The organism is Kangiella sp. HZ709 (assembly GCF_009674675.1).
Taxonomy (GTDB): domain Bacteria; phylum Pseudomonadota; class Gammaproteobacteria; order Enterobacterales; family Kangiellaceae; genus Kangiella.
This window is the reverse complement of the sequence record NZ_WKJC01000002.1, coordinates 255,159-270,817: the sequence shown is the minus strand read 5'-3', so window position 1 is coordinate 270,817 and position 15,659 is coordinate 255,159. Positions and strand designations below refer to the sequence as shown.

Below are 15,659 nucleotides of genomic sequence, written 5' to 3'. Positions count from 1 at the left end.
CACAATATTTATTTGTTCAAATATCATTAACAATTAAACAGAAGGTAATTGAACATGTGTGTATTAGTAGTTCCAGATGAATTAAAAGCATTGCAGTTAGTTATGCAGAAGAGAGAAAAAGAAGCCAAAGCAAAAAAATATAGTGAACAATTCGATAGTTACTGGGATAGACAAAAATTAGACGCAGCTACATTAGTGGGGATTGAACAAGAGATTGATCGGTTGTTTCTGCAAATGGTGAAATGTAATCCAATGCCGAATGCTTTGTAAGTCGTAGCAATCAGCAAATACGACATTGGATCTAAAGAGTTAAATTACTGTAATCTAGCTGCTGCATCTAGGCGTATGGTGTTGCCGTTTAAGTATTGATTTTCAATAATATGCTTAACGGTTTTAGCAAACTCTACAGGTTTTCCAAAGCGGGAAGGGTTTGGAATTCCTGCTGCAATTTGTTCACAAATTTCTGGAGTGATTTTTTCCATCATAGGTGTTTCGAATACGCCAGGAGCGATAGCCATCACTCGAACACCGATGCGGGCAAATTCTCTTGCTAGAGGCAGAATCATACCGGTAATTGCTGCTTTTGTAGCAGAGTAAGCAGTTTGACCAACTTGACCTTCATAGGCTGCGATAGAGGCCGTATGAATGATAACGCCTTTTTCACCATTGTTAGCATCATTAGCCTGCATATGCTTTGATGCAGCACGGGTAAGTAAGAAGCTACCGACTAAGTTGATATCGACCACTTTTTGAAAGTAGTCCGCGGGCATAGGGCCTTTTTTACTATGGATTAAACCTGCACCTAGAATACCTGCGCAACCAATGGCAAGATTAATTCCTTCCATTAACTCTGCGGCTTTATCTGCGGCGCTTTCAACTTGTTGTTCTTGACTTATATCAGTAACGATAAAGTGCGCCTTGCTGCCCAACTCAGCTACAGCTTTTGCTCCTTGCTCTTTATTGATATCTAACAAAGTTACTGAGCCGCCGTTATCGATTAGCATCTTGGCACAAGCAAAGCCTAGACCAGAAGCTCCACCGCTTATAATGGCTTTAGTTGAAGAAATATTCATAAGTTTCTCTCTTTAATTTATTGCGACTATTTTATCAGTATTTTAATCAGGAAGCAGGTTATTCAGGATAAAGGGGAGGTAGATGTCTTTTTCTATCCGCCTTAACTTTTTTGAAATCTATCGAAGAAAGCAGGGAGTGGATTTTTAAACCATCCCAATCATTTGGCTTACCTGTATTTACCGTATTTGCATAAAGAGCAGTTTGCAATCTAGATAATTCAAGTGCTAGCTTTGGGTTGTTGCACTGATTAATTATTTGATTAAGGTTAGTAAAGCTTGATTGGCTAGCATGTGAGTACCATTGAAGCAATGTATTGGCAAAATCTCTTGGATTGGTTTCTTTAGCCAAGGCTTTTAATTTAATACTTTCGGAAGACGTTTTCAAAGTAGAGCTTTTTTCGAGAGGTTGAGTCTCTACTGCGGGCTTACGCTTTCTGAAAAGAAATAATAATAAAGTCGTCAACCAAAGAAGGGCAAATCCGTAAGTTAAATATTGCCAGTAACTTGGCTGAGCAGTTTCAGATACAGGGTTGTTACGGGCATCTAGCGATTGCTGTTGGGTAATGGAAGGTAAGTTAATGGTATTAACCTTGTCTTGGATACTAATGGTAACAGGTTTTAATTCAGCAAAGGCTTGCACGTCTTTTGTGGTATCCCAGTAGGGTATCTTTAATGCAGGAATAGTCACTTGACCAGTCTGGTTTGGAATGATGGCAAGTTTTTCTAAATGGTAACTATTAACACCATTCGCATTAATTCGGCTTTGCAATATGGGTTTGTCGCGATAGATTTTTAAGCCAGTTATTTCCGGAAATTCAATTGTGGGAAGTTGCTCGGGTAGTAATGCAACTCCTTTAATATAGAAGTCTAAAGTTGCGGGTTTGCCAACTTCAAAAGAATCTACGCCTTCTTGCCATTGAGCGGTGAGCTCTAGCGCTTTTGCAGGGATCCAAGGTGTTTCTGCTGAAGCAGGTTTTGGCTTTACTTGAACGGTAAAGGGTTTAGATTGCAGCTCTATAGGGCGGTAACGGCTCAAGCTACCAAACGATGCTTGAGTATCAACAATATTGGTCCTAAACTGCATCGGCGGAATTGCCAGCTCGCCACTTTGCTGTGGAAAAATAACATATTTTTCTTCTTTAACATTATAGCGAACACCTTGACTCATCATTTGAAAATCAGATGCATCGCCAAGCTTTTTGATGATGGCATTATCTACGTTTAAAGGCTCTAGATAATGTCTTCTGCTAGGAACCGAACTATAAATTCTGACGGTATAGATAATCTGTTGTTGAACATACACTTCTTCATCGCTAATTCGTGCTGTCATTTTGACTTTTGAATTTGGGTTCAGCTCGTCCAGATTCGAAATCGCGGGCAATATTCTTATGGTAAAAGCCTCTGACTCCTCATTTCCAATACGAAATTTAGGAATGCTGTAAGTGCCAGCCTGGCTTGAAATCAGAGTTAAGGTCCAGCCCATTTGATTAGCAAACTGTTTATCAATAACCGTGCTTTTTTGGAAATGCTGACTACTTAAAACTTGTAATTCACTAGGTAAAAAATCCATGCTTTGCTGAGCCGATAAAGTTTTTGGGTCTTCTACATTAATGGTCAGCTGAAAAGTTTCATTAACTCTGACATCATTTCTATCTATAGCAATGTCAATTTTTGCATGAGCTATGTTGATTGATAATAGGCTCAAAAGAAGTATTAATAAAAATCTCATAGTTTCAATAATTACCAAGTTTTTGAAGGCTGGGAACGGTAGCCTCTACGATTATACTCAAGCTTCATTTTGTTACGAATAAGACGGCCAGGGTCGTCCGAAATCTTTTTAAGCCACTGCTCTAACTCTTGCTGCTTTTCTTGCTCAGAAAGCTCTTTCAATTGCTGCTCAGGTGATTTCTCTTGCTGCTCTTCTTGTTCTTCGTTTTGCTGCTGGCTGTCTTGCTGCTGTTGATTCTGCTGGTCTTGTTGCTCTTGTTGCTCTTGCTCATTTTGTTCTTGTTGTTGCTCTTGTTCTTGCTCTTGCTCAGAAGGGTTTTCCTGCTCTTGCTGCTGCAACAAGTCTTCTATTACTTTTTTATTAAAAATAGCATCTTGATGTTCGTTATCTAAGTCTATTGCTTTTTGGTAACTATCAATAGCCGTTTGATAGTCTCCAGCTAGCGCCAGAGCATTGCCTAAGTTATAAAGCTCATCTGCGGACTGGGCTTGTGATAAATAGTTGCTAGCCGCTGCATAGTCACCGTTTTTGTAGGCAGCAATGGCTTTCCAGTGTTGATCTTTAAATTTTGACTCTGCCTCAGAAAATTCACCTTGTTTATATTGCTTGAGAGCCTGCTGGTCTTTGTTCAAAAATAGTTTATCGGTGACACTGGCTTGAGTGCTTTGATAGGGCGAGTATAAAGCTACAGAAAGCAATAAAACCGCTAGAACATTTTTATTTTTAAAAGAGTAAATCACGATAGGAAGCATCAATAATATTAACCAATAACCTGAGTCATGCCAATTATCGGCAAAAATATCTTCTTTTTGATAATTATTATCCAGCGGGCTTAAGTTATTCGCGCTTAAAATGCTTATATCAGTATTATCAGCAGTAATGGCTGTTAAAATCGCTGTATTACTATTGGCAAATTCAGCTAGCTGTGAATAATTTAGTTTTGGCACCACAATATTACCGCTAGAGTCTTTTAAAAAACGCCCGCCTGGCATTTTGATCGGTGCTCCCTCATCAGTTCCTGCTGCTAATATCTTAAGCTGAAAATTGGTGTTGCTAATTAAGTTGCTGATGGTTTCTAGTTGGCTGGTTTCAGCACCATCAGTTACCCAGATGATGTTGCCTGTAACTTGGTTAGCATTCTCAAGTAGTTCTATCGCCTTTTCGATACCACGTTGAGGCTGACTGCCTTTGATGGGCATTAACTCAGTTTCTAGTGGGCGAATTAAGTTCTCTATGGTTTTTTCGTCACTGGTTAGTGGGCTTAAGATAAAAGCATCACCGGCATATACGATTAAAGCGCTATTACCTTCCGCGACTTGTTGTAGCAGATCATAGAGCTTGAATTTAGCCCGCGCTAGTCGACTTGGTGCTATATCTTGAGCATCCATAGAGCTTGAAAGATCTAAGACCAGAACATTTGCATCGTTACTTGAATAAATGGGTTGGGGTAATTTATTCCAACTCGGCCCTGATAGAGCGGTAACAACTAACAACCAAAATGCCAGCAGAAGAAAATTCCTTAGCGGTTTTTTTTGCTTGTCGTCAGTATTAGGTAAAATCCATTGTAATAAATGGTCATCAATTAAATTTGACCAACTTGATTGATAATTTTTCTTACTGGTTTGCCAAATAAATAAGAGCACTACAGGAATTAATAATAGCCATGCCCAGGGGCGAATAAAGTAAATCCCGAAGGTATTAAATAACCAATCAGTCATTAGCAATACCTCTATCATTTGTGATGGCGTCAGTTGCTCGCCTAGTGCTGAATAGTTGGATGAATTTATTGAGTAAGCTGATGATTAATACCATTAATAAAGGAATGAAAAATAAGGCTTTAGTAGGGCGATAAGTTTCTTGGTCCTGCTCGACTGGTTCTAGCTCATTAATGATATTATAAATTTCATCTAAAGACTCTGTATCTCTTGCTCTAAAATAACGGCCATTAGTTAGTTCAGCTACTTTAGTTAGAGTTTCTTCATCTAATTCGCGAGAAGGGTTAAAGCGGCGGCTGAATAATCCATTGCTGGTCACCACTTCATCGGCGCCAATACCGATGGTATAGATAGTCACGCCAGCATGCTCAGCAAGTTGCGCAGCCTGCAGCGGATCTAATATACCGGCATTGTTAACACCATCGGTAAGTAAAATGAGCACTCGATTTTTAGCATTACGATCTTTGAGGCGTTTGACGGCTAGTCCGATACTATCGCCAATTGCAGTAGCAGATGGACCGGCTAAACCTATTTCACTTTCGTTCAGCATTATCTGAACCGTTTTTAGATCAAAACTTAAAGGTGTCTGTAGATAAGCTTGTTCACCAAATAAAATCAAACCGAGTCGATCGCCTTCGCGTCGTTCAATGAAACTGTTAAGAATATGCTTAACCGCAATCAGCCGGTCGACCTGTTTACGCTCAACAACCATATCCTTCATTTCCATACTGCCTGAAACGTCAATCGATACCATTAGGTCGCGGCCACTAGCAGGTAATCTTATCGGGTCGCCAATCCATTGTGGACGACTAGCGGCTAATAATAACAAAAGCCAAATAAGCATTAATAACCAAGGGAAGTTAAAACTGGACTCTTGATGGTTATCTTTAAATTGTTGCCACTGTAAAAAAATGGGTGCTCGTAAAGCATTTTGCTGTGCTTTTCTTTGGCTGAGCCACCAGACTAATATTGGCAGTGGTGCTAATACCCATATCCAAGGCCAGGCCAATTCAAACATTGTTAGTCTCCAAAGGGAGTTGCAATAGCCATTGTTTTGCTTCAGAAAGCAACTGGTTTTTATGGCTTGTTGGAATTGCTTTTTTATCTTGGAATACACCATCTTTTAGCAGCATTAAAGATTGATCATTCCAAACATCTTTACCCGTGGAGATTAAAAAGTTGATCCAGCTTTCTTGGGTCAAGCTGGCTACTTTCGGCTTTGGGAAATAGGCAAGGCTGGCGCGTTTTAATAATACTTCTAACTGCATTAGCCAGTTGTCACTGTGAGAAGAGGCGATAATGTTCAGCTCTTTAATAGCTAATTTACTTAATCGAAACTTCTTTGCCTTTTGAAGTCGGATAACAAGCAAAACTGTTAAGCTGAGCAAAAGGGAACCGATTAATAGCCACCAGCCAATGGCTAACGGCCACCAACTCACCTCAGCAGGTAAGTGCACATCTTTAAGTTTTGATAGCAATTCTTGTTGCGCCATTTTAATTGTTCATTAATGTAGAAGGTTGCAGCGCGTCGGTATGATTAAACATTGCCACTTGTCTTTCTAACGCCATAGGGTTTAAGGCCAAATGATTAATCGAATGCTGGGTACTTAAGTGATTAAAGTAGCACTGGTTTTGTATAAAACGATTTTTTATATTGGCAAATCTTTGCGCAAAATGCTGCTGATAGTTACGAACATTTTTGCGGCTATTGGCATTAAAGCCAAGAGTGTTATGACCATCGGTGACGTGATAATGTCCAGCTACATCAATAGTTTGTTCAAGCGGGTCACTCAACATGACGCCATAAATATCATTATGTTGCGATAAGTGCGCTAAATGTTTATCACATTCGTCAGTGAAGTCCATAAAATCACTAAAAACATAAATCAGGCAGCCACCCTTGGTTAAGTGACGCAGCCTTAATAATGAATCACTTAAAGAGTTGCGATTAATTTTATAGGATTCAGCTTGTGATTGAGGATTGTAGAGTTCCGACAATCGATGGTTATGAACTTCTAATATTTTTTGCAGCATCCTCAGTCCATCTTTTCGACGGTTGGACGGCTTAAGCTCATGATGAGTATGAGCATTGTTGAGTAAAGCACCAACTCGGTTGCCTGAATTGAAGGCAACCCAAAAAGCCCGAGCTGCTTGGATAGACGCTAGGGTGGATTTGAAGCGATTTTTGGAGCCAAAAAACATGCTGTCTTGTAAATCTAAAACTATAAATACTGGACGCTCACGCTCTTCTTGAAAAATCTTAGTGTGTACCTTGCCAGTTCGGGCGGTAACTCGCCAGTCGATAGTTCGAATATCATCGCCAGCTTGATATTGTCTAACTTCCGAAAATTCCATACCACGGCCTTTGAAAGGAGACAAATGGCCGCCAACTAAGTGAGCTTTGGTTTTTTTATTAGGTAATGGAACCTTGTCGTTTGCCATATATTGGCAAGCAATCAATTGTTCCAGACTAAGCTCAATGGTTTCCGCTTGGAGCGATAGGTTATTGGCTGAAAAACTTTTCTGCATGCTAAATAGCTACCTTATCAAAATGCTTAAGGTGTAGGTACTAGCTGGATTAATTGCTCAATGACCTGATTACTATTGATGCCTTCTGCTTCAGCTTGATAGCTAAGAATAATACGGTGACGCAAAGTATCGAAAAGCACGGTTTGAACATCGCCTGGAGTCACATAGTCTCGCCCGCTTAACCAAGCATTTGCTCTGGCGCATCGATCTAAAGCAATGGTGGCGCGAGGACTGGCGCCAAATTCAATGTATTGGCCAAGCTTATTATCATATTTTTCAGGGTGACGAGTAGCTAAGACCAGTTGAATTAAATAATCTTCTACTTCTTGCGCCATATAAAGTGACACTACTTCTTTGCGGGCGGCAAATAACTGCTCTTGAGACAGTTCTGGAATAGTTGGTGCACTATCTTCAAATGCCTCGCGGCGATTCAGCGCCAAAATTGCAGATTCAGCTTGATTATCAGGATAGCCTACTTCTATATGCATCAAGAAGCGATCTAGCTGAGCTTCGGGTAGCGGGTAAGTGCCTTCTTGCTCAATAGGATTTTGTGTCGCCATCACTAGAAATAATGGCGGTAGTTGAAAACTATTATTACCAACACTGATTTGACGTTCCGCCATGGCTTCTAGTAACGCTGACTGAACCTTTGCTGGTGCACGGTTGATTTCATCTGCCAATACTAGGTTGTGAAACAAAGGTCCTTTTTGGAAGCTAAAGCTGGAATCTTGTGGGCGATATATTTCAGTACCGGTTAAATCCGCCGGTAACAAATCTGGTGTAAATTGAATACGCTGGAAGTCACCTTCTATGACACGAGAAAGCTCTTTGATGGCTCGAGTTTTTGCCAAGCCTGGCGCGCCCTCTACGAGCAAATGACCATCTGCCAATAGTGCAATCAAGATCTTATGGACTAAATCTTTTTGACCAATAATTCTTGAGCTTAGATATTGCTCTAAATTATTAAAATGATGGTTTTGCTCACTATTCTCAAGATTAGGGTTGTTTGCTGTCTTGGTTTCGGGTCTGATCGATTCTTCTTTCAAAATTCTTCTATTCCATGCCTAGCATTTCAGGGCATTATAATTTAATGAAATTATCATCTCTTGTGTAGCCTTGAATTGCAAAAAAATGCAACTAATTGTGTCTTTATCCTTATATCTTGTACTTAATGAGCAAAAGCTGGAGATTATCAACCAGATAATCACGGTTGACCATTTAAACGTTTGTTTGAAAAAATTATAGCATCAGGTACAATCGATGGATAAGATTTATTATTGGAGCTAAGTATGAGCGCTGAAGTCGCCAAAAAGACCACAAAACGCCCTAAGCAAGATAGGGTGGCTATCGTTTCAGGTTTAAGAACCCCTTTTGCTAAGCAAGCTACTCACTATCGAGGTGTGAATGCAATTGAATTGGGTAAGATGGTGGTGAATGAACTGATCACTAAAACAGAGCTGGATCCAGATTTAATTGAGCGAGTGGTTTTTGGGCAAGTGGTAGTTTTACCGGAAGCTCCAAATATTGCTCGCGAAATTGTACTGGGTACGCCAATGAATGTGCGTACTGATGCTTATTCGATTTCTAGAGCTTGTGCTACCAGTTTCCAAACCATAGCGAGTTTGGCTGACTCGATTATGTTAGGTGACGTTTCTGTTGGCATTGCTGGAGGTGCTGACTCTTCTTCAGTGGTGCCGATTGGTGTTAGTAAAAAATTGTCTTTAGCTTTAGTTGATTTACAAAAGGCGAGAACCTTTGGGCAGAAACTAGCGATATTAAAAAAGCTTCGTCCTGGCGACTTGTTGCCAGTACCACCTGCGATTAAAGAGTACTCTACCGGCTTGAGTATGGGGCAAAATGCTGAACAAATGGCGCGTGATCGCGGCATTACTCGTGAAGAGCAAGATGCTTTAGCGCATCGTTCTCATTCCTTAGCGGCTAAAGCATGGGAATCGGGTTTGCTGAATGATGAAGTTATGACTGCACATGTTCCACCATATACTAAAGAACCTTTGAGCCAAGATAATATCGTTCGTTTTAATTCGACTTTAGAAGGTTATGCCAAATTACGTCCAGCATTCGATAAAAAATATGGAACCTTAACCGCTGCCAATTCTACGCCATTAAGTGATGGTGCTTCGGCGGTGGTTTTAATGAGCGAATCGAAAGCTAAAGCTTTAGGATATAAGCCTTTAGGTTACATAAAAAGCTATGCTTTTTCCGCTAACCAAGCCGATCATGACATGTTAATGGGGCCATCTTATGCGACGCCATTGGCGCTTAAAAAAGCAAAAATGAAATTAAAAGATTTGGATCTCATTGAAATGCATGAAGCTTTTGCTGCGCAAGCGCTTTCTAATGTGCAAGCGTTTGGTTCGACTCAGTTTGCCAAAGACAAGTTAGGCCAAAGAACCAAAATTGGTGATATTGATATGGATAAGTTTAATGTCAATGGAGGCTCACTAGCTTATGGTCATCCATTTGCCGCTACGGGTGCTCGTTTGATTACTCAAACATTGAATGAATTGAAGCGTCGTGGCGGTGGCGTAGGTTTAACCACGGCTTGTGCTGCTGGTGGTTTAGGTGCAGCTATGATCGTGGAGGTGGACTAATGGCTAACAATAGTATTTTTGAATTTGATTTACAAGATGACGGTATCGCCATTGTTTCCTTTGAAGTCGAGGGTGAAGCACAAAATGTTTTAAAGCAAGAGTTTATTGATGAAGCCGATAGTCTCATCAAGGACATTGCTCAACAAAAAGAAATTAAAGGCGTTATTTTCACCAGCCGTAAGCCAAAGAGTTTTATCGCCGGCGCTGATATAAATATGTTGAACTCAGCTAAAACGGTAGAAGAAGCCGAGCAAATGAGTCGCAATGGCCATATTATTTTCGATAAAATTGAAGCATTAAACATCCCTGTAGTTGCTGCTATTGATGGTGTTTGCCTTGGCGGTGGTTTAGAGTTTGCATTGGCCTGTCATGGCCGTGTTTGTTCTGATGATAAGTCTACCAAGTTAGGTTTACCTGAAGTACAAATTGGCTTGTTACCAGGCGGCGGCGGTACTCAGCGTTTGCCTAAATTAATTGGAATCGCGGCATCTTTAGATCTGATGTTAACAGGTAAACAGGTTTTTCCGAAAAAAGCCTTAAAGCTTGGTTTAGTAGATGAAGTTACTGCAAGTGCTAACTTAATAAAGGCTGCTCGAAAGCGCTTGATGCAATTACGCAAAGGTCAGCAAAAGAAAAAATCAATCTTCTCTATGCAAGCTTTGCAAACCTTAGCACTTGAGAAAAACCCAATTGGTCGTAATATTTTATTTGATCAGGCTAAAAAGCAATTATTGAAGAAAACCAAAGGAAATTACCCCGCGCCAGAAAAAATCTTAGAGTGTGTAGAAAAAGGTGTTTCACAGGGTAAAGCCGCAGGTTTTGCGATTGAAGCGAAAAATTTTGCAGAGCTGGTTATGTCTTCAGAAGCTAAGTCTTTGATCAATATCTTCTTCGCCACAACCGAGTTGAAAAAAGATACGGGTATCGACTCTGATGTTCAGCCAGCTACTATCGATAAGGTTGGAGTTTTGGGTGGCGGCTTGATGGGTTCAGGCATTGCGTATGTATCAGCTGATAAGGCTAATAAAATGGTTCGTATCAAAGATATTAGCGCCGATGGTATCAATAAAGCTCTAAATTACTCTTGGAAGATTATCTCGAAAAAAGTGAAGCGCCGTTTTATCAGTGATGCAGATGCTAAGAAAACCATGTCGCGTTTAACAGGTTCAATTAATTACGATGGCTTTCATGATTGCGATATGGTGATTGAGGCAGTCTTTGAAAAGTTAGAGTTGAAGCATCAAATGGTTAATGAAGTTGAGGCTAACTGTTCTAACAAAACTATTTTTGCCACAAACACTTCTTCAATTCCAATTACTGAGATTGCTAAAGCTGCTAAGCGTCCCGAACAAGTGGTGGGGCTACATTATTTTTCACCAGTTGAAAAAATGCCACTATTAGAGATTATTACTACTCCTGATACCGCAGATTGGGTAGTGGCTTCTTGTGTCGAATTAGGTAAAAAACAAGGTAAAACCCCAATCGTGGTCAATGATGGTGCAGGTTTTTATGTCAACCGTATTTTAGCACCTTACATGAATGAAGCAGGCTTGTTGTTAAGTGAAGGTGTGGCGGTTGAGCAATTAGATAAAGCTTTAGTAAAAGCTGGATTCCCGGTTGGACCTATTACCTTATTGGATGAGGTGGGGATTGATGTTGCCACCAAAGTTGCGCCTATTCTTGAAGATGCTTTTGGTGAGCGCATGGCTCCACCTAAAATCTTCGAACGCTTAATTGCAGATAATCGTCTGGGTAAGAAGAACGGAAAAGGCTTTTACCAATATGGTAAAAAGCAAAAAGGCCCTAAGGAAGTCGATAGCAGTGTGTATCAGCTTCTTGGCGTCGAGCCGACAAAGTCTATGTCTAATGATGAAATCGCCGAAAGAGGCATTTTATTGATGCTGAATGAAGCAGTACGTTGTTTAGATGAAGGCATTATTCGTAGCGCACGTGATGGTGATATTGGCGCCATATTTGGTATAGGCTTTCCACCGTTTAGAGGTGGCCCTTTCCGTTATATGGATGGCATGGGTATTGAACAAGTAATTGCTCGTTTAAAACATTATGAAGCCTTGCATGGAGAGCGCTTTTCTCCTGCAGCAAAATTAGTTTCAATGGCTGAGCAGAAAGAGACTTTCTATGGTTAGCGCTCTATAGTTAGTATTTACTTACAAGAAACACTTTAAAGCCTAACATTAACTGTTGGGCTTTTTTGATCAATCATCTTATGTTAAGGGCAAAAAAAGCGGCTTGAAGCCGCTATATCAGAGGACAATGATTCTTTTATAAAAGAGCCCTATTCGAAAATCCTTTTTAGAAGTGGGCGTGAAGCTAGAGTTAGAGCTGCAGCCATCAGTAACTCTTTGTAATCATTTAAATAAGTAACAGCTTGCGGGTTTGAAAGTGCAAACTTACTAATAACTAATAATGCGGCTATACCTAATAAATATTTCATAATGTTTCTCTGCGCTTTTGCTTAAATCAAGGCTAAATCAGGGATTAAATCTATCTAGCCTTTCGTTGTCAGAAAATTTAACACTATGATTGAACTATTTGTGTGTCAGAAATCGCATAAAAGAAGGGGTATTTGTGAAATGGTTTGCAAAAGTGTCAGCTTTTTATACATTCAGTGATTGATGTCACAAAACCACTGAATGTAAAAGCGTGATTATAGTTTTGAAATTGTCCCTAAGGCTTAAAAGTTAGCTCTTAGTGTCAGCTGGCTCGTTTCGCCAGTGGCTTCTTCGCCTATAGCTAGGCCTAGTGACCAAGTCTTATTTAAATAGTAACGCAGCTCAGCACCAAAAATGATGTCATCGTCCTCGTAACTAGTTATATCAACATAGTCAGCAAGATCAATATCTTGGTATCCCGCGTAAAGATTAGTTTCCCAAGCGGCACTCCAACGTGTACGAACGCCAAGCTTCGCCAAGAAACCTTCGCCGTCATTACCAAAAGTGGTTTGACTAAGTAAACTTTGGCCATCTTGCTTTAGTAAGCCTATTTCACCATAAAAGTCAGAAGAGCGACTTAAAGCTGCATGATAACCAAGACTAAAGCTATATTCAGTGGCGTCGCTGTTGGCTTTTAACCCTGAGGCGTAAACATCAGCAGATTGAGTGTTGTAACGAGTTTTTATGTATAGAGATTCGGTCCAGTCAAAACTAATATCGAAGTTATAACCAAATTTATCACTAGTGAGTTCGCCTGCACTCTGGATAAAGCCAAATTGTATATAATTATAGTTGAGTTTGTCATTGGCATTAGCTGAGAAACCTAAAGCGGAAAGCACTAATGCTGTTATTATCTTTTTCATCGGAAGTCCAAAATTACTTTAATTGCGTGAATGATACTATAAATTATCCAGGATACTAAATGTAGATAATAAAAAAGCCGCTAAAAAGCGGCTTTGATAAGCGATTTGCTAGAAACTATATCGAACGCTGACGCCATAGTGCTCATCTAATTCGTCATCGTTACCAATTTCTAAAGCGAGTGAAAGCTGATCGGTAAAGTGGTAGCGACCTTCGACCGTGATATCAGTTGATTCCAGCACATCAGAATAGCTAGCAAAAGCGCCCAGCTCTAATTGGTTGGTGGCCATACCTCTAAAGCCTAAGCGAGCATTGAAACCATTATCATCAGCAACGCCTACATCGATGTCTTCGTAACCAAGCTCGGCAATGAAATCTACACTAGAGTTAAGGCTAGCAAGATAACCTAAGTTCAAGCGAGTAGCTGAAAACTCTCCGCCAAAATCGCCATCCAAATCGGTATAGTCTATTCGACCATATAAGTTACTTGAAAAAGATTTTGATAATTCAAAATTGTAACCATCTGCGCCGTCATATTCTTGCAGGCTAACATCAAGGTAGTCATAGCTAACGCCGCTAGCTAGGGTAATTCCAGAAGATAAGGCTAAGGTGGTTGCTAGAAAAACTTTCTTTAATGACATTATTATTTCCTCATGTATATTAGTGTTTATGTCGAGCTCATTGTGAATTGAGTTAAATGAATAAAAACTGAATCGATTTGAAATAAATAGGTTCATTCATAGCCTGTTACATTAATAGTGAATTTTAATTAAAAAAAAGGAAAGAGATGCATCAAGCTTTAACACCGGTATTAAATCAGCTCAATAAAGTAGTTTTAGGAAAGTCGCATCAAGTTAAATTGTCTGTAGCTTGCTTGTTGGCGGAAGGGCATTTATTGATAGAAGATCTTCCTGGAATGGGTAAAACTACTCTAGGCCAAGCTATAGCCAAAGTATTTGGACTTGAGTTTCAGCGCATCCAATTTACAAGTGATATTCTGCCAGCGGATATTATAGGCGCAAATATTTTTGATAAAAATGATGGGCAGTTTAAATTCCATCCTGGACCTGTTTTTAGTCAGTTAATCCTTGGTGATGAAATCAATCGAGCTACGCCAAAAGCACAAAGTGCTTTGCTAGAAGCCATGGAGGAGCAGCAAGTTACGGTTGAAGGTGAAACCTTTGCATTGCCACAGCCTTTTTTTGTGATTGCTACCCAAAACCCGTCACACCAAATTGGGACTTATCCGCTGCCTGAGTCACAACTCGACCGTTTTTTATTTAGAATTCAGCTTGGTTATCCTGATGCGAGTTTTGAGCGCGTTTTGTTGCAAGGCAAATCTGGCCGTCAAAATCTTAATACTCTAGAGCCAATGTTAAGTTTAGAAGACTTAATGAGAATCCAACAAGAGGTTGCTAAAGTAACAGTCAGTGAGCATTTGCTGAATTATGTCATTCACTTAATTAAAGCTACTCGTCAAAGTCCCGATTTTGAACATGGTTTATCTCCACGGGGAGGCTTGGCGCTTATTGGCGCGGCGAAGGCTTGGGCGTTTTTAGATGGTCGAGATTATGTATTGCCTGAAGATATTCAGCAAACCTTTATCCCAGCAGTAGCACATCGTCTAGAGTTTTCTCAAAAAACATCGGGTGACTCGGTTAAGCTTGTCAGTGAATTATTAGAACAAGTTAGCGTTCCTAGTTAAACTAGCTATTAGTCAGAAGATTGATTAATAAAATTATTAAACGGATCCAAAAGCGCTTTTACCGGTGGATAGAAGCTCGGTTACCGACTGCGCCTGAAATTCAGCTCAAGCAAAAAAACATCTATATTTTACCCACACGATACGGTTGGTTAATGCTGTTGATCATAGTGTTAATTTTGATAGCAGCAACTAATTATCAAAACAATATGGGCTATATGGCTGGGTTCGTGTTACTCGCCATTGGTTCGCTCTCTACTTTTTACACTTACCGTAACTTACGTCAGCTTAAAATAAAAATGATCAAACCTAAGGCTGTTTATGTTGGTGAGAGTGCAACTTTAGACATTGAAGTGATCAATGGAACGCAACAGTATCGCGCAAGTGTTGGTATTGGCGAAACTAAAGTAAAGATGAGCTTATTGGATGTGCCACAGCAATCCAGTAGTCAATTTACAAAAACGTTTCTAGTCACAAAGCGTGGCTGGTTTAACGTGCCACGCATGGTGATTTCCAGTGTCTTTCCCTTTGGTATTTTTCAAGTCTGGTCTTGGTTTAAAATACCATACCAAGTTCTGGCATACCCTAAACCTATTCCAGCGCCGATTAATTTAAGCGATAGTAATCAAGGCGATGAAGAGGGTAGTCATTCGATGAAAGGCAGCGAAGATTTTTATAGTGTTAAGGAATATCAACCTGGAGATCCTTTGAAGCAGGTTATGTGGAAAGCTTATGCCAGAGGGCGGGGGATGTTAAGCAAGGAGTTTGAAGATAAAGTGGGCCAACAAAAAATATTTAGTTGGCAGTCAGTCGCACACTATGAAAAAGAATTAGCATTATCTTATTTGTGTCACGAATTAATAGAAGCCAACAAAAAAGGCATCGATTTCGGTTTGGAAATGCCAGAAAAAAAGTTTGACTTAGCCAATGGCGACAAGCATTTATACGATTGCTTAACGGCACTGGCAATTTTTTAACGAGAATA

At 40.0% G+C, this 15,659-nt stretch carries 15 protein-coding genes; 5 read left to right on the top strand and 10 right to left on the bottom strand.

The window, feature by feature from the left end; genetic code table 11:
- Positions 1-54 precede the first annotated feature (54 nt).
- Positions 55-270, top strand: coding sequence for a hypothetical protein (locus GJS41_RS10190; protein WP_154247259.1), 216 nt, complete (start codon positions 55-57; stop codon positions 268-270).
- Positions 271-314: 44 nt separating this feature from the next.
- Here the strand turns inward: GJS41_RS10190 and GJS41_RS10185 are convergent, their stop codons facing one another.
- Genes GJS41_RS10185 through GJS41_RS10155 form a run of 7 tightly spaced genes read right to left on the bottom strand, consistent with a single transcriptional unit; the run spans position 315 to position 8,092 of the window.
- Positions 315-1,073, bottom strand: a complete 759-nt coding sequence (locus GJS41_RS10185; protein ID WP_154247258.1) for an SDR family NAD(P)-dependent oxidoreductase — start codon at positions 1,071-1,073, stop codon at positions 315-317.
- Positions 1,074-1,131: 58 nt separating this feature from the next.
- Positions 1,132-2,778, bottom strand: a complete 1,647-nt coding sequence (locus GJS41_RS10180; protein ID WP_195758381.1) for a BatD family protein — start codon at positions 2,776-2,778, stop codon at positions 1,132-1,134.
- A 35-nt stretch (positions 2,779-2,813) separates the two neighbouring features.
- Positions 2,814-4,520: a VWA domain-containing protein gene (locus tag GJS41_RS10175; protein WP_154247256.1), complete on the bottom strand. Its 1,707-nt coding sequence runs from the start codon at positions 4,518-4,520 to the stop codon at positions 2,814-2,816.
- A complete protein-coding gene (locus GJS41_RS10170; protein WP_154247255.1) occupies positions 4,513-5,535 on the bottom strand; it encodes a VWA domain-containing protein in 1,023 nt (340 codons plus the stop codon). Before GJS41_RS10170 ends, GJS41_RS10175 begins: the two co-directional genes overlap by 8 nt.
- Positions 5,528-6,010, bottom strand: a complete 483-nt coding sequence (locus GJS41_RS10165; protein ID WP_154247254.1) for a DUF4381 domain-containing protein — start codon at positions 6,008-6,010, stop codon at positions 5,528-5,530. Before GJS41_RS10165 ends, GJS41_RS10170 begins: the two co-directional genes overlap by 8 nt.
- 1 nt (position 6,011) lies before the next feature.
- Entirely contained in the window at positions 6,012-7,046 is a 1,035-nt protein-coding gene (locus GJS41_RS10160) for a DUF58 domain-containing protein (protein WP_154247253.1), read from the bottom strand.
- A 26-nt stretch (positions 7,047-7,072) separates the two neighbouring features.
- Positions 7,073-8,092, bottom strand: coding sequence for a MoxR family ATPase (locus GJS41_RS10155; RefSeq protein WP_154247252.1), 1,020 nt, complete (start codon positions 8,090-8,092; stop codon positions 7,073-7,075).
- Between the two features lie 243 nt (positions 8,093-8,335).
- Here GJS41_RS10155 and fadI point away from each other — a divergent pair, with 243 nt between their 5' ends.
- Positions 8,336-9,658 (top strand): acetyl-CoA C-acyltransferase FadI, encoded by a 1,323-nt coding sequence (fadI, locus tag GJS41_RS10150; protein WP_154247251.1) that lies wholly within the window; start codon positions 8,336-8,338, stop codon positions 9,656-9,658.
- Complete coding sequence (gene fadJ / locus GJS41_RS10145; protein WP_154247250.1) at positions 9,658-11,805, top strand: fatty acid oxidation complex subunit alpha FadJ; 2,148 nt, start codon at positions 9,658-9,660, stop codon at positions 11,803-11,805. Before fadI ends, fadJ begins: the two co-directional genes overlap by 1 nt.
- 149 nt (positions 11,806-11,954) lie before the next feature.
- Here the strand turns inward: fadJ and GJS41_RS11425 are convergent, their stop codons facing one another.
- The 3 genes from GJS41_RS11425 to GJS41_RS10135 all read right to left on the bottom strand — a co-directional run bounded on the left by GJS41_RS11425 (position 11,955) and on the right by GJS41_RS10135 (position 13,613).
- Complete coding sequence (locus tag GJS41_RS11425) at positions 11,955-12,113, bottom strand: hypothetical protein (RefSeq protein WP_195758380.1); 159 nt, start codon at positions 12,111-12,113, stop codon at positions 11,955-11,957.
- Between the two features lie 240 nt (positions 12,114-12,353).
- Complete coding sequence (locus GJS41_RS10140) at positions 12,354-12,974, bottom strand: outer membrane beta-barrel protein (RefSeq protein WP_154247249.1); 621 nt, start codon at positions 12,972-12,974, stop codon at positions 12,354-12,356.
- 108 nt (positions 12,975-13,082) lie between these two features.
- Positions 13,083-13,613, bottom strand: coding sequence for a hypothetical protein (locus GJS41_RS10135; protein WP_154247248.1), 531 nt, complete (start codon positions 13,611-13,613; stop codon positions 13,083-13,085).
- Between the two features lie 146 nt (positions 13,614-13,759).
- On the opposite strand from GJS41_RS10135, the gene GJS41_RS10130 reads away from it, so the two are divergent.
- Together GJS41_RS10130 and GJS41_RS10125 are read left to right on the top strand one after the other, a co-directional pair.
- Positions 13,760-14,677 (top strand): MoxR family ATPase, encoded by a 918-nt coding sequence (locus GJS41_RS10130; RefSeq protein WP_154247247.1) that lies wholly within the window; start codon positions 13,760-13,762, stop codon positions 14,675-14,677.
- Between the two features lie 20 nt (positions 14,678-14,697).
- The gene (locus GJS41_RS10125; protein WP_154247246.1) at positions 14,698-15,651 is read left to right on the top strand and encodes a DUF58 domain-containing protein; all 954 of its coding nucleotides are present in this window, start codon (positions 14,698-14,700) and stop codon (positions 15,649-15,651) included.
- Positions 15,652-15,659: the final 8 nt, after the last annotated feature.